Origin of the sequence: Streptomyces sp. NPDC085866, from assembly GCF_044541035.1 — a bacterium.
Taxonomy (GTDB): domain Bacteria; phylum Actinomycetota; class Actinomycetes; order Streptomycetales; family Streptomycetaceae; genus Streptomyces.
The window spans coordinates 202,704-223,380 of record NZ_JBITSQ010000008.1; the positions used below are offsets into that span (position 1 = coordinate 202,704).

The window sequence follows — 20,677 nt, forward strand, 5'->3', positions numbered from 1 at the left end:
GGTGGGCGAGGCCGCTCAGTCCCGTTCGCAGACGAAGATCGCCGTACCCGGGATCAGGTTCCCACGCAGGGGAGACCAGCCGCCCCACTCCGCGGTGTTCCAGGCCGGCCACTCCGGCTCCACCAGGTCCACGAGCCGGAAGCCCGAGGCCGCGATGTCCCGGACCCGGTCGCCGAGCGTCCTGTGGTGCTCGACGTACACCGCGCGGCCCTCCTCGTCCTGCTCCACGTAGGGCGTGCGGTCGAAGTAGGACGCGGACACCGACAGGCCCTCGGGGCCGGGCTCGTCCGGGAAGGCCCAGCGGATCGGGTGCGTCACCGAGAAGACGAACCGGCCGCCCGGCCGCAGCACCCGCCGCACCTCGCGCAGCACCAACCGGGGGTCGGCCACGAACGGCAGCGCCCCGTACGCGGAGCACGCCAGGTCGAAGGAGCCGTCCGCGAAGGGCAGCGCGCCGGCGTCGGCGCAGATCAGGGGAAACGATCCGCCGATGCGCAGGGCGTGCTGGAGCTGGCGGTGCGAGAGGTCCAGGGCCACCGGGTGGGCCCCCTGGGCGGCCAGCCAGCGCGCGCACTGCGCCGCGCCCGCGCCTATCTCCAGGACCTGCTTGCCCTTCAGGTCCTCCGGGGCGCCGAGCAGCTCGGCCTCCACCTCGTCCAGGCCCTCCGGGCCCCAGACGAAGCGGTCGTCGCCGAGGAACGTGCCGTGCTCGACCTGGTACTCGTCGGCGTTGCGGTCCCACCAGCCACGGTTGGCCCGGGTGCTCTCCGCGACCCCGGCGTCACGTCGGGTGGCTTCCGGCTCGAACCCTTCAGGGTCGAGTGCTTCGGACTCTTGGATGATCGGCTCCCTCGTCGTACTCTTCCGTGCAACCCGACCGGGCGAGTGTCACGGAAGGGGTCCCACGGCCCTGCGTGGCCTCCTGGGACGTTTCTTGTGCCGGGTATGCGGCGAACCGCCCCGGGTGTGCGCCTTCGCGCATTGACCATGTCCGGCTGCCCCCGTATGCTACAAGTTGCGCTGCGGGCCTGCGCACCTCAGACGTAGCAGGCTGCGCTCGCATCTGTTGTATGTCCCCTCGGTTGTCGAGGCGCCATCACCAGTTTCTGGTGGGGCGCTTCCTTGGCTGTCCGGCTTCTTCAGAGCGATACGGGCTCCCGGCGTAGCAGTACCTACGACTTTCTGTCCGTAACCGGAGCCCTTTCCCACATGACGAGCAGCACCGAGACCACCGCCACCACCCCGCAGGTTGCGGTCAACGACATCGGTAACGAGGAAGCCTTCCTCGCCGCGATCGACGAGACGATCAAGTACTTCAACGACGGCGACATCGTCGACGGCGTCATCGTGAAGGTCGACCGGGACGAGGTCCTGCTCGACATCGGTTACAAGACCGAAGGTGTCATCCCGAGCCGAGAGCTCTCGATCAAGCACGACGTCGACCCCAACGAGGTCGTCGCCGTCGGTGACGAGATCGAGGCCCTGGTCCTCCAGAAGGAGGACAAGGAAGGCCGCCTGATCCTCTCGAAGAAGCGCGCCCAGTACGAGCGTGCCTGGGGCACCATCGAGAAGATCAAGGAAGAGGACGGCATCGTCACCGGTACCGTCATCGAGGTCGTCAAGGGTGGTCTCATCCTCGACATCGGCCTCCGTGGCTTCCTCCCGGCCTCCCTGGTCGAGATGCGCCGCGTTCGCGACCTCCAGCCGTACGTCGGCAAGGAGCTCGAGGCCAAGATCATCGAGCTGGACAAGAACCGCAACAACGTGGTCCTGTCCCGCCGCGCCTGGCTCGAGCAGACCCAGTCCGAGGTCCGCCAGACGTTCCTCACGACCCTCCAGAAGGGTCAGGTCCGCTCCGGTGTCGTCTCCTCGATCGTCAACTTCGGTGCCTTCGTGGACCTGGGTGGCGTCGACGGCCTGGTCCACGTCTCCGAGCTTTCCTGGAAGCACATCGACCACCCGTCCGAGGTTGTCGAGGTCGGCCAGGAGGTCACCGTCGAGGTCCTCGACGTCGACATGGACCGCGAGCGCGTCTCCCTGTCGCTGAAGGCGACCCAGGAAGACCCGTGGCAGCAGTTCGCCCGGACCCACCAGATCGGTCAGGTCGTCCCGGGTAAGGTCACCAAGCTGGTTCCGTTCGGTGCGTTCGTCCGCGTGGACGAGGGCATCGAGGGTCTGGTCCACATCTCCGAGCTGGCCGAGCGCCACGTGGAGATCCCGGAGCAGGTCGTCCAGGTCAACGACGAGATCTTCGTCAAGGTCATCGACATCGACCTCGAGCGTCGTCGCATCAGCCTCTCGCTGAAGCAGGCCAACGAGTCCTTCGGCGCCGACCCGGCCTCGGTCGAGTTCGACCCGACCCTGTACGGCATGGCCGCGTCCTACGACGACCAGGGCAACTACATCTACCCCGAGGGCTTCGACCCCGAGACCAACGACTGGCTCGAGGGCTACGAGAAGCAGCGCGAGGAGTGGGAGCGCCAGTACGCCGAGGCGCAGTCCCGCTTCGAGCAGCACCAGCAGCAGGTCATCAAGTCCCGCGAGGCCGACGCTGCCGCTGCCGCCGAGGGTGGCGAGGCTGCCGCTCCGGCCGCGTCGGGTGGCGGTTCGTACTCCTCCGAGGGTGCGGACACCTCCGGTGCCCTGGCCTCGGACGAGGCGCTGGCCGCGCTTCGCGAGAAGCTGGCCGGTGGCCAGAGCTGAGCGCTAGCCGCTGGGCTTAGCCGATAGTTCTGAGGGGCCGTACCTTTCGAGGTGCGGCCCCTCGGGCTTGTTCGGGAGCCTGCCGGTCGTCGTTCTGCCGCCGGCCGTCCGTGGCTGGTCGCGCAGTTCCCCGCGCCCCTTGGGGTGTTCGCGCCGCCCGTGTCAGGAAGTGACCGGGATGTTGGTCAGGCCATTGCCGCCCGTCACCGTGTTGCTGCTGTACACCGTCGTCCTGCAGGCGGTGCCGTAGTTCGTCACGTTGATCGCCAGCCGGGTCGAGCCGGTGGCGCCGGTCAAAGTCGACTTGTTGTTCTTGAAGACCGTGCCGCAGCCCCAGCCGGACTGCTGGGTGTGGGTCTGGTAGCCGTCGTTGCTGGTGTTCCGGCCGGTGTTGTCCTGCACGAGGACGCTGTCGCCCTTCACATCGACCCAGGAGTCGTCGTAGTTGGCGCCCGTCAGCCCGCTGCCGTCGAACGTGTTGCCGACGATCTGTGCGCCCGTCGTGCCCTCCTTGATGTCGACGTTCTCGCCGCCGACGTCGGGGCCGATCGTGTTGTTCAGGATCTGGATGCGGTCGCTCCTGTCGGAGAGCGTGTTCGCGGTCCCCACGTAGACGCCCTCGCCCATGCCCCGGCCGTCGTTCCCGGTGTCGTAGATCCTCGAGTTCCTGAGCACGCCGTCCGTGCTGGAGTTGCGGAAGTGCACGCCCTCCATGTCGAGCCCGTGCACGGTGACGCCGTCCACCACGACACCCTTGGCCGAGTCGATCATGATGCCCTTCTGGCCGCCGGTCACGGTCAGCCCGCTGACCGTCCAGTAGGACGCGCCGTTCAGGTGCAGGCCGTAGCCGCCGCTCGCGGTGAGTACGGCCTTGGGGGAGCCGGTGAGGGTGATGCGGGCCGTGGCGCCGGCCGGCGTGGTCGCCTTGAAGTTGCCGGTGTACGTGCCGTCCGCGAGATGGATCGTGTCGCCCGGCTTCGCGCTGCCGAGCGCGGTCTTGAGCTGGGCCGCGGTACCGACCTCGACGGTCGAGGCGGCCGGGGCCGGGCTCGCGGAGAGGAGCAGGCCGCCGGCGGCGGTGGTCGTGGCGAGCAGGGAGGTGAGCAGCGTACGCGTGCGCATGGGGGTGCCTTCCTGTCGTGCGGACATGGGATCTCATACATGAACGTTGTACGTGAATGTGAACTCCGGTCTTCGTGAAGGTACGGACCAGTTGACGGGGCGTCAAGGTGCGCGGAGCAAGGCGGCTGATCAGCGGCCCGACGCGGGAATGCCCACGCCCCAGGGGACGTTGCCGAAGAGGAACACGAGGAGGAGCGGTCACAGTGCTTGATCCGCAGGGTTTGTACGCATGGGAGCCGAAGGGCCTGGCCGTCGTCGACATGGCGCTCGCCCAGGAGTCGGCCGGACTTGTCATGCTCTACCACTTCGACGGATACATCGACGCGGGTGAGACCGGCGACCAGATCGTCGACCGGCTCCTCGACTCACTGCCCCACCAGGTCGTGGCCCGCTTCGACCACGACCGGCTCGTGGACTACCGCGCCCGCCGCCCGCTGCTGACCTTCAAGCGGGACAGCTGGACCGACTACGAAGAGCCCGCCATCGAGGTCCACCTCGTCCAGGACGCCACCGGCGCCCCCTTCCTGCTGCTGTCCGGACCCGAACCGGACGTGGAGTGGGAGCGGTTCGCGGCCGCCGTGCGGCAGATCGTGGAGCGGCTCGGGGTCCGCCTGTCCGTGAACTTCCACGGCATCCCCATGGGAGTCCCGCACACCCGCCCCGTGGGCCTCACCCCGCACGGCAACCGCACCGACCTGATCCCGGGCCACCGCAGCCCCTTCGACGAGGCCCAGGTGCCCGGCAGCGCCGAGTCGCTGCTGGAGTACCGCCTCATGGAGGCCGGACACGACGTCCTCGGTGTCGCCGCGCACGTCCCGCACTACATCGCCCGCTCGCCGTACCCGGACGCCGCGCTGACCGTCCTGGAGGCCGTCACCGCCGCCACCGGGCTGGTGCTGCCGGGCATCGCGCACTCCCTGCGCACGGAGGCGCACCGCACGCAGACCGAGATCGACCGGCAGATCCAGGAGGGCGACGAGGAGCTGACCTCGCTCGTCCAGGGCCTGGAGCACCAGTACGACGCGTCCGCGGGCGCCGAGACCCGAGGCAACATGCTCGCCGAACCGGTCGAGATTCCGTCCGCCGACGAGATCGGGCGGGAGTTCGAGCGTTTCCTCGCGGAGCGCGAGGGCGAGAACTAGACACGGCCGGCCGGCTCGGCCGCTGGGCCGACGCCGGGGGTCGCCCTGTCAGCGGCAGGGCCTAAGCTTCCGCTCATGCTGAAAGTGGGCCTGACCGGCGGCATCGGTGCCGGCAAGAGCGAGGTGTCGCGGCTGCTCGTGGAGCACGGGGCCGTGCTGATCGATGCCGACCGCATCGCGCGCGAGGTCGTGGCGCCCGGCACGCCCGGGCTCGCGGCCGTGGTGGAGGCCTTCGGCGAGGAGATCCTCGCCGCGGACGGCAGTCTGGACCGGCCCGGACTCGGCGCCATCGTCTTCGCCGATCCCGAGAAGCTGGCCGTTCTCAACTCGATCGTGCATCCCCTGGTGGGCGCCCGCTCCCTCGAACTGGAGAGCGCTGCGGCCGAGGACGCCGTCGTGATCCACGACGTGCCGCTCCTCACCGAGAACGGCCTGGCGCCGCTGTACGACCTGGTCGTCGTCGTCGACGCGAGCCCCGAGACCCAGCTCGACCGGCTGGTCCGACTGCGCGGGATGACCGAGGACGACGCACGCGCGCGCATGGCCGCGCAGGCCACCCGTGAGCAGCGCCGGGAGATCGCGGACATCGTGATCGACAACGACATGCCCCTGGACGCGCTGCGCAAGCGCGTGACGGAGGTCTGGGAAGACCTCGTGCGCCGGGCACGCGAGCCGCGGGCGGCATCCGGGGACGGGTGGTTGCGCGACGGTGGCGCGGAATAGCCTTTCGCGTCGGGGCGTTGAACCCCCGCAGTGAGGGAAGGACTTTGCCGTGCCCGAGACCAGCGGTTCGACCGGACGTACTCCGGAGACGCATGTCATAGACTTCCGCGCCGCCGAGCAGCTGCTCAACGCGCGGGATCCGCGGGGTGCGGTGAAGCTGCTGGACGGAGTCATCGCCGCACATCCCGAGAACACCGCGGCCCGGCTGCTGCGCGCGCGTGCCTTCTTCGCGGCCGCACAACTGCGGCCCGCCGAACTCGAGTTCACCATCGTGCTGGAGCGTGAGCCGGACAACGCGTTCGCGCACTTCGCGCTCGCCCGCACCTACGAGCGCCAGGGCCGCGCCGACCAGGCCAAGCGCCACTTCCGGCTGGCCGCGGCGCTCGACCCCAACCCGGAGTACGTCAAGGCGGCCGGCTTCGAGTCCTGACTGCCGGCGGGTCCACGCCGGGGATTCCGTGCCGGCGGGTCCACGCCGGGGATTCCGTGCTGGCAGGTCCGCGCTGGGGCGGGCTGAGGAGTCCGTGCTGGCAGGTCCGCGCCGGGGCGCGCTGAGCAGTCCGGGTTGACGGGTGGGTCCGTGCCGGGGTGCGCCGAGGACCCGCACCGAGGCGTGCGCAGGCCGCCGTCAAGGGTGCCGGGGCCGGGGTGGGGGCGTGTAGGGCCGGCTGCTCGGCCGTGGGTGGGGCGGGCCGCTGTCCACCGGCCGGTACGGCGGTACGTCCCGGCCCGGCTGGTAGTGCGGGCCCTGCCGGATGTGCCTGAGGATCATGGCCATGTCGATGGTGGCCACCAGCCACAGCACCCCGCAGGCGGCCGCCCAGCCGGGGAGCCCGACGAGCGCGAACACCGCGGTGCCGAAGATCGCCCAGACCAGCCCCCACACGCTCAGCCAGAAGCGCGCTCGCAGCGCACTGCGCGCGGTCGCCGGCTCACTGCCCGTACGCATCGGCTCACCACTCCTCCTAGCAACGTACTCTTCGTCGGGGGCGTTCATCAACGACGTTCGCCGAAGGGGGATGCGCCGTGCTGCCGGACGCCGACGACCTGCCCGAAGTGCTCCTCGACCTGGCCGTGCCGCACGAGGAGATCAACGAACTGGTCGCGCTGCGGCGCACGGTGACGGGCGACCCGGGGACGCGGCGCCTCCTCGAGGAGGGCGTCGAGGAGCTGCTCCGGGACCTCGGTGAGACGGGCCGCACGCCCGACCTGGCCGAGCTGCTCGCATCCGCTCCGCCCGCGCTGCACGGCACCTTCGCCGTGTACGTCTTCGTCGCCGCGCTCCCGTACACCCTCGCCTACCACCGGGAACGCGGCATCCCGGCCGAGATCTCCCGGCGCACCCTGGCCGACCTGGGCCGTCACCTGGCGGTGCACCGCAGACGGCACGGCAGGGCCGGGGTGCAGTCGCCGGGCTGGCTCGCCCATCACTTCCGTGGGGAGCTGTACCAGCTGGGGCGGCTGCAGTTCGAGCGGGCGGGACTCGGGCAGCGCACCGCGCAGGTGATCGCGGCGGCCGGTCTGGACGCGGCCCCCGGCACACCCTGCCTGAACCTGCACATACCCGACTTCCGCGGCCCGCTGACGCCGTCCGCCTGCGACCGTTCCCTGGCGCAGGCCCGGGAGTTCTTCGCCCTGTACTTCCCCGAGGAGCAGGCCGACGCCGTGCTGTGCCATTCCTGGCTGCTCGACCCCCAGCTGAAGCGGTACCTGCCCGCGCAGTCCAACGTCGTCCGCTTCCAGGAACGCTTCCGCATCGCCCGCGAGGACACGGAACCGGCCGACACCGAGCCCGTCCAGTTCGTCTTCGGGGACCCGGACCTGCCGGTCGCCCAGTTGCCGCGGCGCACGTCCGTGGAGCGGGCCGTCGGCGACCATCTGCGGGCCGGAGGGCACTGGTACATCGGGCACGGTTGGTTTCCGCTCCAGGAGTTCCCGCTGCGCGGTGAATGACTCGAACGAGTGAATCGGGACTGGGCGGGAACGGGTGTGCGGAGGCTGCCCGTTGTTCGGGCATGACAGTCGAAATGCGTGAGGGATACGACGGAACCGGCCCCGGTGCGATCACTCCGGACGGCTGCGCGGTCGAGCTGTACACGCGGCTGCCGGTGGGCGACGAGCCGGACGTCATCGCCGCAGCGGTGCCCGCAGGGGCCCACATCCTGGAGCTGGGCAGCGGAGTGGGCCGGATGACCCACCCCCTGCTGGAGCGCGGCTTCACGCTCACGGCGGTGGACGAGTCCGCCGAGATGCTCGCCCACGTCCGCGGGGCGCGCACGATATGCGCCCCGATCGAGAAGCTGGACCTGGACGAGAGGTTCGACGTGGTGATGCTCGCGTCGTTCCTCGTGCACAACGGTGACGTCGAGGTGCGGCGGGGCATGCTGCGCGCCTGCGCCCGGCATGTGGCGGAGGGCGGCTGTGTGCTCATCCAGCGGGAGGGCGCGGACTACCACACGAACGTGCCGAGGGAGCGGGACGACCCGAGCGGCTTCACCGTGCGGATCGCGTCGTCGGAGCCGGTCGGCGACGGGGTGAACTCGGTGCGCGCCGAGTACGTGTTCCCGGACGCGGTCTGGACCCAGACGTTCCTGGCCCGGCCCCTGACGAAGGAGCAGTTCGAGGAGGCGCTCGCGGAGGCGGGACTGGAGGTGGACGCCTGTCTGACTCCCGACGGGATGTGGGTGAGGGCGGTACCGGCCGCGTAAGAGCGATGAGTTTCTGGACGGTGGGCGGTCTACCTCGGTGACAGCAATCGGGACCGCTTCACCCAGGAGACCCCCATGTCCGAGACCACCGCCCCCGCCGCTTCCGCTCCGTCCGCTGCTGCCGTGACCACGCGTGGTCGCCTCGCCCGGATCGCCCTGCGCGCGGTGCAGGTGCTGCTCGCCCTCTTCTACGGGATCGCGAGCGCCCTGCCCAAGCTGATCGCGCACCCGTCGGCCGTCGAGTCGTTCGACAAGATCGGCTGGGGCAGTGTGGGCATGTACACCATCGGCGCGCTCGAACTGGCCGGTGCGGTAGCGCTGTTGGTGCCGGTGCTGCAGTCGGTGGCGGCGATCGCGCTGAGCGCGCTGATGGTGGGTGCCTTCGTGGTCCAGCTCACCGTCTTCGACGGCCAGTACGCGGCGACCCCGCTGATCCTGATCGTGCCGCTCGTCCTGATCGCCTGGTCCCGGCGCGGGCGCAACGCGGAACTGCTGAGGCTGCTGGGGCGGGCGGGCCGACGGGCGTGAACCGTGCGGGACACCGCAGGTGACGTCGGCCGGGGCGCGGGGGCCTGGCCGGCGTCACCGCTTGCGGACACAGTCACTGGTGTGCTGGGACGGTGTGCTGGGACATGGGGATGATGCATACGCGGCCGGCGGCTCACCGACCTCGGGGCCGTCCGCCCCGCCCGCCGGGCCCTTGCATCCTGTCCGACCCGCCTGACCCGCGCGGGTCACCCGTCCCGCTCGGTCCGCTCGGTCCGCTCGGCCCACCGAGTCCACCCATGCCGCCCAGCCCGCGCAGTCGTTCCATCTCGCGGCGGTCCCGCTTGGTGGGGCGGCCGGCGCCGCGGTCGCGGAGGCCGGCGGGGGCAACGGCCTCGCGGGGCGGGGGAGGAGGCGAGTTGTCGATGTAGCACTGGGCGGCCACCAGGGCGCCGACGCGCTTGCGGATCAGTCGCTTGACGATCACGATCCGTTCCTGGCCCTCGTTCCGCAGGCGCACCTCGTCGCCGACGCGCACGGAATGGGCGGGCTTCACCCGCTCGCCGTTGACGTGGATGCGCCCGCCACGGCAGGCGGTGGCGCCCAGTGAGCGGGTCTTGATCAGGCGGACGGCCCAGATCCAGCTGTCGATCCGCACGGTCTCGCCGCTCGCCGGCCCGGCGGCCTCGGCGGCAGCCACCGCGGCGGCGATCTTCGGGTCGACCGGCGGGGCACCGGCGGCTCCAGAACCCTCGGCGTCCTGGGCGGGGGCGGGGGCCGCGTCGCCCGATCCGACGGAGTCACGCTGCACGTTCTCGCCCGCATCCTCGGAAGCCATGTCCTGACCTTAACCCGGCGGGCTGGGCGATCCGGAGGCGTTTTCCGGGGAGCGGCTGTCCCCGAGCGAACACCGAAGCGCGCCACCTGAACCGGGCGGGCGGGGCGAGCCGGGGCGTTCTCCGGGGCGCCGGGGCCCAGAGAGCGCCGAAGGGCGCCCGCCCCCGAAGCCCGGCGGCCCGGAAGCTCCCCACCACCCGCCGGCCCACCCCTCCTGCAGGCGGTCCCGTCCGGATTACGCAGCCTCAGCGCCGGGCGAGCCGGAGGCGCTGTCCAGGCCCAGGCATACGGTGGCCGTATGGACGACAGCTGTGCCCTTGCTCGGCTCGACCGGCGCGTCGCGGAGTGCCGGGCCTGTCCACGGCTGGTCGAGTGGCGGGAGGAGGTGGCTCGGACCAAGCGGGCCGCGTTCGCCGACTGGACCTACTGGGGGCGGCCGGTGCCCGGTTTCGGGCCGGCCGACGCCCGCCTCGTGATCATCGGGCTGGCCCCCGCCGCGCACGGGGGCAACCGCACGGGGCGTATGTTCACCGGGGACCGCTCGGGAGACGTGCTGTACCAGGCGCTGTACGACGTGGGGCTCGCCTCGCAGCCCACCTCGGTGCGCGCCGACGACGGCCTGGAGCTGTACGGCGTGCGCGTCACCGCGCCCGTGCACTGCGCTCCGCCCGCCAACAAGCCCACCCCCGAGGAACGCGACACCTGCCGCCCCTGGCTGGTCCAGGAACTGAAGCTGCTGCGCCCGACGGTCAGGGCCGCCGTGGTGCTCGGTGCCTTCGGCTGGCAGGCGGCGCTGCCCGCGTTCGCCGAGGCCGGCTGGCCCGTGCCCCGGCCCCGCCCCGTCTTCGCCCACGGCACCCGAGTCGCCCTCGGTGGCCTGGACGTCTTCGGTTGCTTCCATGTCAGCCAGCGCAACACCTTCACCGGCCGGCTCACCCCCGAGATGCTGCGCGAGGTGCTGCGCACGGCGGCCGACGCGGCCGGACTGCCGTGATGAAGCCTCAGCCGGCTTCGTCCGGCTCGGTTCCGAACAGATGCCGTACCGTCGAGCGGTAGTTGGCGCGGACGTGGCCGAGTGCGTGGGCGCGAGCGCGGTCCGGGTCGCCGGAGGCGATGGCCTCGTACAACTCGCGGTGTTCGTCGAGGAGTTGGGGCCACTCCTCGTTCTGCCGGGTGAGCCAGCGCAGCCGGCCGTCGACCGGCTCCATGACGGAGATGAGCAGGCTGTTGCCGGCCATGGCCAGGATGCGGTCGTGGAAGCGGGTGTTGATGTCCGTGATCGCCTCGCCGTCCCCCTCCTTCGTCGCCGTCGCCGCCTCGGCCAGCAGCCCCCGCAGCTCCGCCAGCGTCTCGGGCGTCACCCGTGCCGCGGCCAGTCCCGCCGCGTACACCTCCAACGCCTCGCGCAGCTCGAAGAGTTCCTTCACATCGGTCGGGGTCAGCCGGCGTACGACCGTACGGCGTGCCGACTCGAACAGGACGAAGCCCTCGGCGACCAGGGCGCGGATCGCCTCCCGCACCGGCACCCGCGAGACGCCGAACCGTTCGGCCAGCTCCCGTTCGACGAGCCGTTCGCCGGGCCCGAGGCGCCCCGCGATGATGTCCTGCCGCAGGGTCGCGAGGACCCGTTCGCGCACCGCGCCCAGGGGTTCGGTCTTCGTCGTGGTGGGGCTCATGGGGCCATCTTCGCCGACCCGGCGGTGCTTTTACGGAGAAGTAACAGCGATGACATCGGTCCGAACGCTTGACGGCGGGACCATGAGGGCAGTTTGGTATACCAAACGAACCGCTCGGCACCCCCCGCAGCCCGGTACTCCGGACAAACAGCCGTCCTCCTCCGTCCCCTCGCCCATGGAGGCCCCGTGTCCCTCGCCGACCGCGCCGAAGCCACCGGCGCCCCAGCGTTCGTCCCCGACCCCCGCCTCACCAACGAGGACCTCGCCCCCGCCGCGCAGCGGAACTGGAAGGTCTTCGACCTGTTCGCCATGTGGATGTCCGACGTCCACAACCTCGGCAACTACACCTTCGCCGCCGGCCTGCTGGTCCTCGGCATGAACGTCTGGCAGGTCTTCACCTCGCTGCTCGTCGGCTTCGTGCTCATCTACGTCGGCATGAACTGGATGGGGAGGATCGGCCAGCGCCACGGCGTCCCCTTCCCCGTCGTCAGCCGCATCAGCTTCGGCATCTGGGGCGCCAACATCCCGGCCCTGATCCGGGCCGTGATCGCCATCATGTGGTACGGCATCCAGACCTATCTGGCCTCCGTCGCCGTCAACGTGATGCTGCTGGCGGCCTGGCCGGGCCTGGAGTCCCTCACCCACAGCTCCTTCCTCGGCCTGGACGCCCTCGGCTGGATCTCCTTCGTCTCCCTCTGGCTGATCCAGGCGCTGATCATCACTCAGGGCATGGAATCGGTCCGGAAGTTCCAGGACTTCTGCGGTCCGGCGATCTGGCTGGTGATGATCGCGCTGGCGGTCTGGGTCCTGGCCAAGGCGCACTGGAGCATCTCGCTCACCTCCACCCCGCACCCGGTCTCCGCAGGTGAGCAGTGGCGGCAGTGGTTCGGAGCGATCGGCCTGATCCTCGCCACCTACGGCACGCTGATGCTCAACTTCTGCGACTTCTCCCGCTTCGCACCCGACTACAGGACGGTCCGGCGCGGCAACTTCTGGGGCCTGCCCATCAACTCCACCGCCTTCGTGGTCGTCTCCGTCATCGTCACGGCGGGCTCGCTGGAGGTCTGGGGCGAGGCCATCACGGACCCGGCGGAGCTGGTCGCCAAGGTCGGCAGCACCTGGGTGCTGGTGCTGGCCGCGCTGACGTTCGCCATCGCCACCATGGGCGTCAACATCGTCGCCAACTTCGTCTCGCCGGCGTACGACCTGGCCAACGTCTGGCCGCAGAAGATCACCTTCAAGGTCGGCGGCCTGATCAGCACCGTGGCCGCCCTGGTCGTCACCCCCTGGAACCTCTTCTCCAACCCGACCGTGGTCAACTACTTCCTCGGCGGCCTCGGTGCCTTCCTGGGACCGCTGTTCGGCGTGATCATGGTCGACTACTACGCGGTCAAGCGCGGCCGGGTCGACGTGAACCAGCTCTTCGACGCCGCACCCGGATCCCGTTACCACTACCGCAAGGGCGTCAACCCCAAGGCCCTGTGGGCGTTCCTGCCCTCGGCCGCGGTCGCCGCGGTGCTGGCGCTGGTCAAGGCCTTCAGCGACGTGGCGCCGTACTCCTGGTTCATCGGCACGGCGCTGGCCGCCGGGCTGTACGCGGTGCTGTGCCGCGGCGAGCGGGCCCGGACGGCCGGGGCGGAGGTCTGACGGACGTGCGGATCGTCGTCACCAACTGCAACACCACGCAGGAGATGACCGAGGAGATCGTCCGAGGTGCCCGGGCCGCCGCAGGCCCGGGCACCACCGTGGCCGGGCTGACCCCCGCGTGGGGCCCGGCGTCGGCCGAGGGCTGGCTCGACAGCTACCTCTCGGCCGCGGCCGTCCTCGACGCACTGCGCACCTACGACGGCCCGTCGTACGACGCCGTCGTGCTGGCCGGGTTCGGGGAGCACGGCCGGGAGGGCGTACGGGAGCTGGTGGACGTGCCCGTCGTGGACATCACCGAGGCCGCGGGCCACCTCGCCTGCCTCCTCGGACGGCGGTACGGCGTCGTCACCACCCTCGACCGGTCCCGCGGGCAGATCGAGGACAGCCTGGAGACCGCCGGCGTGGCCCGCAACTGCGCCGCCGTGATCGGCACGGGCCTCGGCGTCCTGGACCTCGCCGACGACCCGGCCCGCACCGAGGCCGCCTTCCTCGCCGCGGCCGAACGGGCCCGCGAGGCAGGCGCCGAGGTCCTGGTCCTGGGCTGTGCCGGGATGACGGGACTGCAGCGGGCGGTGGGGGAGAAGCTGGGGCTCCCGGTGGTCGACGGGGTCGGAGCGGCGGTGAAGCTCGCGGAGTCGCTGGTGTCGCTGGGGCTGACGACGAGCCGGACGGGCACCTATGCGAAGCCGCTGCCGAAGGGGAGGACATGGGGAGCACGCCCGAGAAGGTGAGGGACGCCCTTCACTGGACGCCCTTCACATGGACGTTCTTCACATGGACGTTCTTCACATGGGCGTCCTTCAGGGCCGCCACACGTACCGCACGTCCGGCTCCCGCTCCTCGTTGCCGCGGCCGTCCGTGTACTCGACGGCGACGAATCCGTGCCGCTCGTAGAACCGGTGGGCGGGCTCGTTGACCTGGAAGGTCCACAGACCGAGCCCGCCCGGACTGCGCTCCTTGGCCAGCGCGACGAACCGGTCGCCGATGCCCCGGCCGCGCCAGTCGGGGTCCAGGTACAGCTGGGACAGTTCGTCCCCGGCGAGCACCATCATGCCCACGATCTCGCCGCCCCCCGTCGCGGCGACCCAGGTCTCCCGCGACGGCACCACGACCTCCCGGAAGTAGTCGCGCACTTCGTCGTCGGAGCGCGCCCGCACGACCGTGGGCAACGCGGCGGTGTAGGACCGCAGCCACACGTCGGCGACGGCGCCGGCGTCCGCCGCCACCGCCCGGCGAAGGACGATCTCGGCCGTCACCGGCCCTCCTCCCGTCTCCGGCACCACGGCCGTCGCCGTGATCTCCACCAGCTGCCCGGTGTACCCGAGGCAGGCGACACCGAGCAGCGTCGACGAGTGCGGCCCCCGGCTCAGCCCCGAGGCCTCGACGACGTCCCACACCGCGGACAGTACCGAAGGCTCGCTGCTCACGACGTACACGTCGGTCGCGACGACATGTTCCAAGTCGCTGCCCACAGCTTGCAGTTGCTCCCGAAGATTGGCGACCACCTGCTCCGCCTGCCGCACGGGATCCCCGGCTCCCACCACCTCCCCCTTCTCGTCGAGCGGCACGGCTCCCGCGAGAAACGCGAGCTTCGTCCCGGCCTCGACGACGGAGGCGTGCGCATAGGTGGGTGGCGGGAAGAGTCCCGGTACGGTCACTCGGCGAATCATGGCGGCCCCTGGGGTGGCGGGTGGACAACCTCCTGATCATCCGGCGCTCGCCCGGGCCTCCGCATCCGAATTTCCGGCTCGGCTACGGCCCCGGACGGACGGTCCGACGCGTCGTCACCCGCCTCCCTTCGCGCCACCGCGACCCTCGCCGACAGCTCCCGCCGCCTGCGCCCTACGGCGGCCCTCGCCGCGATGGACCGCCGTACCGCGGCCGCCGCCACGGCTCTGAACTCGGCGCTCTGCTCCGCCGCTTCGACCCGTTCGACGCGGTAGAGCCGGGTCCGCGGGGCCGACGCCGAGTACGGATTGACGCGCAGCAGATCGGGCTCGCCCAGCAACCGGCGCACCAGTTCGGCCGTCCACCCGCGAGCCCGCAGCCCGGCGATCGACACATGACCGCGCCGTACCTTCGCACCGCTCTCCCCAGCCGTCACCATGACCTCCCCCGTCGTGACAATGAGTGACGACTTCCTTGATAACGCGCCCCACTGACAATCGGGTCGCCGCGCGCCCGGCCCCCGCCCTACGCTCCCCGCACCGAACCCTCACACCGGCTGGAGCCGCCGCCCATGCCCATGCTCCCGGATCCCGACTTCCTCGCCACCACGGCCGACCGCCTGGCCACCCTCCCCACCGTCCGAGCCGTGGCCCCCGGCGGCTCCCGAGCTCAGGGGACGCACACCCCCGACAGCGACTGGGACCTCGCCATCTACTACCGCGGACCCTTCGACCCCGCCGACCTGCGTGCCCTCGGCTGGGAGGGCGAGGTGTCCGAGATCGGCGGCTGGGGCGGCGGTGTCTTCAACGGCGGGGCCTGGCTGACGGTCGACGGACGCCGGGTCGACGTGCACTACCGGGACCTGGACATGGTCGAGCACGAGCTGGCGGAGGCGGAGGAGGGACGGTTCCGGGTGGAGCCGCTGCTGTTCCATCTGGCGGGGATCCCCAGCTACTTGATCGTGGCCGAACTGGCCGTCAACCGGGTACTGCGCGGCGCCCTGCCGCGCCCGGCCGTCTATCCGGAGAAACTGCGCCGGACCGCGGCGGAGCGCTGGTCCGGCACCGCCCGCGCGACCCTGGCCTACGCCGGGGCCCACCACGCCCCGCACGCCCGCCTCACCGAGGTCGCCGGCGCGCTGGCCACCGCCGCCGTACAGGCCGGCCACGCGGTGCTGGCGGCACGCGGGGAGTGGGTGACGAACGAGAAGCGACTGCTGGAGCGGGCCGGGCTGCGACGGATGGACGAGGTGGTGGGCGCGTTGCGGGCGGAGCCGGAGGCGCTGACGGGTGCGATCGGACAGGCCGAGGTGATCCTCGGACTCGGCCCCGAGAGGTGAGGGGCAACCGTGGCGCCGGGCCCCCGGGCGCATTGCGTTCATAAAGAAACCCCCTACCCCGCCACCTTTCACCTCCCCGAAACGTGATCGTCCCGTTTGCACAGCGAACGCGATCTACCGTTGTACGCACACCCAGCAGCCCGGCCGCCGTCGTCCGAAGGCCCACCTCCGCCCTCGAACGAACAGGAGCCCCGTGCCGCGCCCCGCCGTACTGTCCCTGCCCCCTTGGCTCGCCCATGCGTTCCGCACTCAGCGCGGGCCCGTCCCCTGGAGCGCGGTGACCCGGGGTGCACTCGCCGCCGGGCCGCTGTTGCTCGCCGGTGTCGTCGCGGGGCGTGTCTCCGACGGGGTTGTCGCCGCCATCGCCGCGATGCTCGCGGGCATCAACGACCGGCCCGGCAGCAGGCGGGCCTCCGTCCGGCGGCTCGGGGTACCCGCACTGGCCGGGGCCCTCGGGCTGCTCGTCGGGACGTACACCGGGCAGCTGCTGTCCGCCGTCCCGCTGACCCTCTTCCTCACTCTCCTCGGGCTGGCCGCCGGAGGCATGAGTGCCGTCGGGCCCGTCGCCTCCGCCGCCGGTACCCAGCTGCTCGTGGCCGCCGCCATCGGCGCGGGGATGCCGGCGGCCGAGAGCGGCTGGCAGCGGGCCCTCGCCTTCCTCGCCGGCGCCGGCTGGCTGCTCCTGCTGCGGCTGGCGCTGCCCACGCCCGGTTCGCTCGCCGGGGACTTCCGGTTCGACGGCGAACGGGAGGCGGTCGCCGACGTGTACGACGCCGTCGCCGCGCTGCTCGACGCCGTGGGCGGCGACACCGCCACCGCTCGCCGGGCCGCGCTCACCGCCGCCCTCGACCACGCCCAGGACGCCCTCGCCGGACCCCGGCTGCGCCGGTACGCCGGCTCTGCGGCCGAGCGCAGGCTGCACGCCCAGTACGCCGCCGCGCTCCCCCTGGCCGAGGCCGCCACGGCGCTCGCCTGGGCGGGCGAGCCCCTCTCCGCGCGCGCGGCGGAAGGGCCCCGGCGGCTCGCCGCCGCCGTCCGCGGCAACACCGGCACCGGCCCGCTGCCCGCCCCCAGACTCCCCCACGCTCGGCTTCGCTCGCGCGGGGGGACCTCCATCGCCCCCGCCCTGCGCGCCCTCGACGACGCCCTGCTGCGCGCCGCGGAGACCTTCGACCGGACCGCGGGCGGCGCACACCGGCTGCTCGCCCGGCGACGCGGCGCCGGGGCCGCCGTCCGGGCCGCGCTCGGCACCGGCGGGCGAGAGTACGGGCTGCGCGTCGCTCTGTGCTTCGGGGCCAGCGCCGCCGTCGCCCAGGCTCTGCACCACACCCGCTGGTACGGGCAGCACCAGCACTGGTACTGGCTGCCCGCCACCGCCGTCTTCCTCGTCAAGCCCGACCTCGGGCCGCTCGCCTCCCGCGTGCTGAGCCGGGCCGCCGGGACCGTCCTCGGAGCCCTGGTGTTCGCCGGGCTCGCCGCGCTGCTGCCGCGCCCGGAGGGGCTGATCGTGCTGGTGGCGGTGTGCGGGGCACTCGTCCCCGTCGCCACCCGGAACTTCGGCGCCCTCACCACCGTCGTCACCGTCCTCGTCCTGGCCCTGGTGATGGTCGGCGGTGAGCCGCAGGCCTCCGTCAGCCGGATCGGCGAGACCCTGCTGGCCTGCGTGATCGTGCTGATCGTCGGGCATCTGCCGATGCCGGGGGAGCGGGGCGGCGGGGTACGGGCCCGGCTCGCCGCCGCCGCGAGCGCCGCGCACGCCTATCTCGTGCACGTCCTGAGCGAGTCCGGCGACCGCACCGAACGGTGGGCGCTGCGCCGCGAGGCCTATCGCACCCTCGCCGAGGCCCGGGCCGCGATCGCGCTCGCCGCCGCCGAACTGCCCGCCCTCGCCCGGCACACCGAGGGCACGGACGCCGTCGCCGCCGTCCTGGAACGTCTCGTCGACACCACCACGGCCTGCGCCGTGCACCTCGACGACACCGGCCGCCTCACCTCACGACACACCCGTCAACTGCAGGAACTGCTGGACGAGTTGGAGCACGGCCAGGAGTGGGTCCGGCCGCCCGTCGCCGCATAGCGCCGGATGGGCGGTTCGGCCCACCCCGGGGTACGGGACCGTCGTACGTTGGGCCCATGAGCGCCTCCCCCGCCGACCTGGTCGTCACCGGCTGCACCGTCCTCGTGCACGACGAGGAGGAGCGGATCGGCTTCCGCGAGGACGCCGCGATCGTCGTACGCGAAGGTGCGATCGAGGCGGTGACCACCGCGGCCGCCGCGGCGGATCTGGCGGCCATGGAGCGGATCGAGGCGCGCGGGCAGGTCGCGATGCCCGGACTCGTCAACTGCCACACGCACGCGCCGATGGTCGCCCTGCGCGGGCTCGCCGAGGACCTGCCGACCGAGGAGTGGTTCAACGACGTCGTCTGGCCCGTCGAGTCCAACCTCACCGAGAAGGACGTCGAGCTGGGCGCCCGGCTCGCCTGTGCCGAGATGATCCGCGGCGGGGTCACCTGCTTCGCCGACCACTACTTCCACATGGACGTGGTCGCCGACGTCGTCACCGAGTGCGGGATGCGGGCCCACCTCGGCGAGGCCTACTTCTCCTCGCAGGGCCCGCAAGGACGGGAACGGTCACTGGAGTTCGCGCTGGGCCACCGGGGCGCCGCCGGCGGGCGCATCACCACCGCCCTCGCACCGCACGCCCCCTACACCGTCACGGACGCCGACCTCACCGCCACCGCCGAACTCGCCCGCGCCCACGGCCTGCCCGTCCACCTCCACGCCGCCGAGAACCGCGACCAGACCGACACCAGCCTCGCCCGGCACGGCCTCACCCCCGTCGAGGTCCTCGACCGCACCGGACTCCTCGACACCGACCTGCTCGTCGCCCACGGCACCGGCATCATCGAGCGCGACCTGCCGCTCCTCGCCCGCACGGGCGGCCGTACGGCGGTGGCGACCGCACCCCGCGGCTACCTCAAGTTCGCCTGGCCCGACACCACCCCGGTACGGGCCCTGCGCGCGATCGGCGTCCCCGTCGGCCTCGCCACGGACGGCGCCGCCTCCAACAACTCCCTCGACGTGTGGGAGTCGATGGCGCTGACCTCGCTGATCCAGAAGTCCGCCGAGGGCGACCCGCGCTGGCTGACTTCCCGTCAGGCCCTGTACCACGCCACGCTCCAGAGCGCCCGCGCGGTCGGCCTCGACGGCAGCATCGGCACCCTCGCCCCCGGCCGGCGCGCCGACATCGTCCTGGTCGACCTCACCGGCCCGCACACCCAGCCGGTACACGACCTCGCGGCCACCCTCGTGCACAGCGCACGCTCCTCCGACGTCCGCACCACCATCGTGGACGGCCGTGTCCTGATGCGGGACCGCGAGCTGCTCACCCTCGACGTGCCCGCCGTCGTCCGGGAGTTGGACCAGCGGCTGCCCGCCCTGATCGACCGGAGCCACGGACGGCGCATCCAGGAGTACGACACCTGAGTCCGCCCCGGGACACGTGAGTCCGCCCCGGGACGCCTGAGGGGCGCCGGAAAAGAATCTTGGAATCCGGCGCCGTACTCCGATGAGTTCCGCTCCCGACGGCGGTCACCACTCCGAACCGACCGGCGGGCAGGAGGGCTCATGTCGCTTCCGGAGATCGTCTCGCGTGAGCAGTGGCGCGCGGCGCGCGAGGAGTTGCTGCGCAAGGAGGAGGCGGTCAGCAGGGCGCGGGACATACTGAGCGCCGAGCGGCGGCGGCTGCCCATGGTCGCGGTCGACCCGGAGTACGTCTTCGAGGGCGGCGACGGCAAGGCCACCCTCGTCGACCTCTTCGAGGGCCGGGCCCAACTCGTCGTCCACCACTTCATGTTCGCGCCGGAGTGGGAGGCGGGCTGCCCGCGCTGCGCGGCCTTCCTCGACCAGGTCGGCCACCTCGCCCATCTGCGGGCCCGGAACACCTCGTTCGCGGCCGTCTCCCGGGCGCCGTTCACCCGGCTCCTGCCGTTCAAGGCGCGGATGGGCTGGGCGGTGCCGTGGTACTCGTCCTGCCACAGCGACTTCAACCGTGACTTCGGGGCGACGGTGGAGCGGGGCGGGGAGCTGGTCGAGCGGCCCGGCCTCAGCTGCTTCCTGCGGGAGCGCGGCCAGGTCTTCCACACCTACTCGGTCCACGACGACGGCCTGGACGGCCTCGGTGCCACCACCGGCCTGCTCGACCTCACCGCGCTCGGCCGCAACCCGGCGGGCAGCGAACGGCTGCGATACCACGACGAGTACGAGGAGTGACACAGAACGTGGCGAGATCGTCGCCGAATGTGCCGTTTCTGTCGGAAAGTGAACGGATCCTCACGGTCCGCTCTGACCGGGTGTCAACAATGTCTCAGTCCCGTCACCGAGCGAGCCGTCGGCCTTCTCCAGGGCGTTAACTCCAAGAAGTACGACGCTTTCTGGAGGTGCGAGATGGTGAACGGGCGAACCGTGCTCGAGTGCTTTCCCGCAGGTGGCCCGCGGGGATCGTGGCCGGCGGAGGAGTTCGCGCACGCCCGGCGGCTCGAAGGCCTGCCCGCCGAGGTCGTCATGGACCTCGCGACGGACACCTTCCTGGTCATCGTGCGCGGCGACGCCACGGAGTGAGACGGC

At 71.7% G+C, this 20,677-nt stretch carries 22 protein-coding genes and 1 pseudogene; 15 read left to right on the top strand and 8 right to left on the bottom strand.

The window, feature by feature from the left end; all coding sequences use genetic code 11:
• Positions 1-15: 15 nt before the first annotated feature.
• A complete protein-coding gene (locus ACIF83_RS21700) occupies positions 16-843 on the bottom strand; it encodes a class I SAM-dependent methyltransferase (RefSeq protein WP_393467010.1) in 828 nt (275 codons plus the stop codon).
• 366 nt (positions 844-1,209) lie between these two features.
• On the opposite strand from ACIF83_RS21700, the gene rpsA reads away from it, so the two are divergent.
• Positions 1,210-2,703 (top strand): 30S ribosomal protein S1, encoded by a 1,494-nt coding sequence (gene rpsA, locus ACIF83_RS21705; RefSeq protein WP_009322963.1) that lies wholly within the window; start codon positions 1,210-1,212, stop codon positions 2,701-2,703.
• A gap of 162 nt (positions 2,704-2,865) precedes the next feature.
• Here the strand turns inward: rpsA and ACIF83_RS21710 are convergent, their stop codons facing one another.
• Entirely contained in the window at positions 2,866-3,825 is a 960-nt protein-coding gene (locus ACIF83_RS21710; protein WP_399729078.1) for a right-handed parallel beta-helix repeat-containing protein, read from the bottom strand.
• A gap of 203 nt (positions 3,826-4,028) precedes the next feature.
• Between ACIF83_RS21710 and ACIF83_RS21715 the strand changes: the two genes are divergently transcribed.
• The 3 genes from ACIF83_RS21715 (at position 4,029) to ACIF83_RS21725 (ending at position 6,120) form a co-directional block, all read left to right on the top strand.
• Positions 4,029-4,967: a PAC2 family protein gene (locus ACIF83_RS21715; RefSeq protein WP_393466687.1), complete on the top strand. Its 939-nt coding sequence runs from the start codon at positions 4,029-4,031 to the stop codon at positions 4,965-4,967.
• A 75-nt stretch (positions 4,968-5,042) separates the two neighbouring features.
• On the top strand, positions 5,043-5,690 hold the full coding sequence (coaE, locus tag ACIF83_RS21720; RefSeq protein WP_399729081.1) for a dephospho-CoA kinase: 648 nt from the start codon (positions 5,043-5,045) through the stop codon (positions 5,688-5,690).
• A 49-nt stretch (positions 5,691-5,739) separates the two neighbouring features.
• On the top strand, positions 5,740-6,120 hold the full coding sequence (locus ACIF83_RS21725) for a tetratricopeptide repeat protein (RefSeq protein ID WP_386574155.1): 381 nt from the start codon (positions 5,740-5,742) through the stop codon (positions 6,118-6,120).
• 198 nt (positions 6,121-6,318) lie between these two features.
• Here ACIF83_RS21725 and ACIF83_RS21730 read toward each other — a convergent pair whose 3' ends face one another.
• Positions 6,319-6,639, bottom strand: a complete 321-nt coding sequence (locus ACIF83_RS21730; protein WP_393466694.1) for a DUF6343 family protein — start codon at positions 6,637-6,639, stop codon at positions 6,319-6,321.
• Between the two features lie 77 nt (positions 6,640-6,716).
• Here ACIF83_RS21730 and ACIF83_RS21735 point away from each other — a divergent pair, with 77 nt between their 5' ends.
• The 3 genes from ACIF83_RS21735 (at position 6,717) to ACIF83_RS21745 (ending at position 8,926) form a co-directional block, all read left to right on the top strand.
• Positions 6,717-7,643 carry an acyltransferase domain-containing protein gene (locus ACIF83_RS21735; RefSeq protein WP_399729084.1) on the top strand — a complete coding sequence of 309 codons (927 nt, stop codon included), beginning with the start codon at positions 6,717-6,719 and terminating at the stop codon, positions 7,641-7,643.
• A 74-nt stretch (positions 7,644-7,717) separates the two neighbouring features.
• Positions 7,718-8,398, top strand: coding sequence for a class I SAM-dependent methyltransferase (locus ACIF83_RS21740; protein WP_399729437.1), 681 nt, complete (start codon positions 7,718-7,720; stop codon positions 8,396-8,398).
• 75 nt (positions 8,399-8,473) lie between these two features.
• Positions 8,474-8,926, top strand: a complete 453-nt coding sequence (locus ACIF83_RS21745; protein WP_399729087.1) for a DoxX family protein — start codon at positions 8,474-8,476, stop codon at positions 8,924-8,926.
• Between the two features lie 133 nt (positions 8,927-9,059).
• Here ACIF83_RS21745 and ACIF83_RS21750 read toward each other — a convergent pair whose 3' ends face one another.
• Complete coding sequence (locus tag ACIF83_RS21750; RefSeq protein WP_393466703.1) at positions 9,060-9,722, bottom strand: RNA-binding S4 domain-containing protein; 663 nt, start codon at positions 9,720-9,722, stop codon at positions 9,060-9,062.
• Between the two features lie 297 nt (positions 9,723-10,019).
• On the opposite strand from ACIF83_RS21750, the gene ACIF83_RS21755 reads away from it, so the two are divergent.
• On the top strand, positions 10,020-10,715 hold the full coding sequence (locus tag ACIF83_RS21755; RefSeq protein WP_398138565.1) for a uracil-DNA glycosylase: 696 nt from the start codon (positions 10,020-10,022) through the stop codon (positions 10,713-10,715).
• 7 nt (positions 10,716-10,722) lie between these two features.
• Here ACIF83_RS21755 and ACIF83_RS21760 read toward each other — a convergent pair whose 3' ends face one another.
• Complete coding sequence (locus tag ACIF83_RS21760; protein ID WP_393466710.1) at positions 10,723-11,397, bottom strand: GntR family transcriptional regulator; 675 nt, start codon at positions 11,395-11,397, stop codon at positions 10,723-10,725.
• Positions 11,398-11,583: 186 nt separating this feature from the next.
• Here ACIF83_RS21760 and ACIF83_RS21765 point away from each other — a divergent pair, with 186 nt between their 5' ends.
• Complete coding sequence (locus ACIF83_RS21765; protein WP_399729092.1) at positions 11,584-13,044, top strand: NCS1 family nucleobase:cation symporter-1; 1,461 nt, start codon at positions 11,584-11,586, stop codon at positions 13,042-13,044.
• A gap of 5 nt (positions 13,045-13,049) precedes the next feature.
• Positions 13,050-13,775: an aspartate/glutamate racemase family protein gene (locus ACIF83_RS21770; protein ID WP_393466716.1), complete on the top strand. Its 726-nt coding sequence runs from the start codon at positions 13,050-13,052 to the stop codon at positions 13,773-13,775.
• Positions 13,776-13,844: 69 nt separating this feature from the next.
• Here the strand turns inward: ACIF83_RS21770 and ACIF83_RS21775 are convergent, their stop codons facing one another.
• From ACIF83_RS21775 to ACIF83_RS21785, 3 genes and pseudogenes are all read right to left on the bottom strand, one after another.
• Positions 13,845-14,300, bottom strand: coding sequence for a GNAT family N-acetyltransferase (locus ACIF83_RS21775; protein ID WP_393467016.1), 456 nt, complete (start codon positions 14,298-14,300; stop codon positions 13,845-13,847).
• Between the two features lie 81 nt (positions 14,301-14,381).
• A pseudogene (locus tag ACIF83_RS21780) lies at positions 14,382-14,714 on the bottom strand (RidA family protein); the annotation flags it as partial.
• Positions 14,711-15,151, bottom strand: coding sequence for a hypothetical protein (locus ACIF83_RS21785; protein ID WP_399729095.1), 441 nt, complete (start codon positions 15,149-15,151; stop codon positions 14,711-14,713). The gene ACIF83_RS21785 and the pseudogene ACIF83_RS21780, both read right to left, overlap by 4 nt.
• Before the next feature lie 132 nt (positions 15,152-15,283).
• On the opposite strand from ACIF83_RS21785, the gene ACIF83_RS21790 reads away from it, so the two are divergent.
• The 5 genes from ACIF83_RS21790 to ACIF83_RS21810 all read left to right on the top strand — a co-directional run bounded on the left by ACIF83_RS21790 (position 15,284) and on the right by ACIF83_RS21810 (position 20,671).
• Positions 15,284-16,051: a nucleotidyltransferase domain-containing protein gene (locus ACIF83_RS21790; RefSeq protein ID WP_399729098.1), complete on the top strand. Its 768-nt coding sequence runs from the start codon at positions 15,284-15,286 to the stop codon at positions 16,049-16,051.
• 193 nt (positions 16,052-16,244) lie between these two features.
• Entirely contained in the window at positions 16,245-18,128 is a 1,884-nt protein-coding gene (locus ACIF83_RS21795) for an FUSC family protein (RefSeq protein ID WP_393466724.1), read from the top strand.
• A 56-nt stretch (positions 18,129-18,184) separates the two neighbouring features.
• Positions 18,185-19,537, top strand: a complete 1,353-nt coding sequence (locus ACIF83_RS21800) for an amidohydrolase (RefSeq protein ID WP_399729101.1) — start codon at positions 18,185-18,187, stop codon at positions 19,535-19,537.
• Between the two features lie 141 nt (positions 19,538-19,678).
• A complete protein-coding gene (locus tag ACIF83_RS21805) occupies positions 19,679-20,323 on the top strand; it encodes a DUF899 domain-containing protein (RefSeq protein WP_399729104.1) in 645 nt (214 codons plus the stop codon).
• A 174-nt stretch (positions 20,324-20,497) separates the two neighbouring features.
• A complete protein-coding gene (locus ACIF83_RS21810) occupies positions 20,498-20,671 on the top strand; it encodes a hypothetical protein (protein ID WP_186581274.1) in 174 nt (57 codons plus the stop codon).
• Positions 20,672-20,677: the final 6 nt, after the last annotated feature.

What these genes read in the sequence shown, in the direction of transcription:
- rpsA (WP_009322963.1), top strand. Translation starts at nt 1,210, where the DNA reads ATGACGAGCAGCACCGAGACCACCGCCACCACCCCGCAGGTTGCGGTC.
- ACIF83_RS21760 (WP_393466710.1), bottom strand. Translation starts at nt 11,397, where the DNA reads ATGAGCCCCACCACGACGAAGACCGAACCCCTGGGCGCGGTGCGCGAA.
- ACIF83_RS21755 (WP_398138565.1), top strand. Translation starts at nt 10,020, where the DNA reads ATGGACGACAGCTGTGCCCTTGCTCGGCTCGACCGGCGCGTCGCGGAG.
- ACIF83_RS21740 (WP_399729437.1), top strand. Translation starts at nt 7,718, where the DNA reads ATGCGTGAGGGATACGACGGAACCGGCCCCGGTGCGATCACTCCGGAC.
- ACIF83_RS21750 (WP_393466703.1), bottom strand. Translation starts at nt 9,722, where the DNA reads ATGGCTTCCGAGGATGCGGGCGAGAACGTGCAGCGTGACTCCGTCGGA.
- ACIF83_RS21790 (WP_399729098.1), top strand. Translation starts at nt 15,284, where the DNA reads ATGCCCATGCTCCCGGATCCCGACTTCCTCGCCACCACGGCCGACCGC.
- coaE (WP_399729081.1), top strand. Translation starts at nt 5,043, where the DNA reads ATGCTGAAAGTGGGCCTGACCGGCGGCATCGGTGCCGGCAAGAGCGAG.
- ACIF83_RS21800 (WP_399729101.1), top strand. Translation starts at nt 18,185, where the DNA reads ATGAGCGCCTCCCCCGCCGACCTGGTCGTCACCGGCTGCACCGTCCTC.
- ACIF83_RS21710 (WP_399729078.1), bottom strand. Translation starts at nt 3,825, where the DNA reads ATGCGCACGCGTACGCTGCTCACCTCCCTGCTCGCCACGACCACCGCC.
- ACIF83_RS21810 (WP_186581274.1), top strand. Translation starts at nt 20,498, where the DNA reads ATGGTGAACGGGCGAACCGTGCTCGAGTGCTTTCCCGCAGGTGGCCCG.
- ACIF83_RS21730 (WP_393466694.1), bottom strand. Translation starts at nt 6,639, where the DNA reads ATGCGTACGGGCAGTGAGCCGGCGACCGCGCGCAGTGCGCTGCGAGCG.
- ACIF83_RS21785 (WP_399729095.1), bottom strand. Translation starts at nt 15,151, where the DNA reads ATGGTGACGGCTGGGGAGAGCGGTGCGAAGGTACGGCGCGGTCATGTG.
- ACIF83_RS21805 (WP_399729104.1), top strand. Translation starts at nt 19,679, where the DNA reads ATGTCGCTTCCGGAGATCGTCTCGCGTGAGCAGTGGCGCGCGGCGCGC.
- ACIF83_RS21745 (WP_399729087.1), top strand. Translation starts at nt 8,474, where the DNA reads ATGTCCGAGACCACCGCCCCCGCCGCTTCCGCTCCGTCCGCTGCTGCC.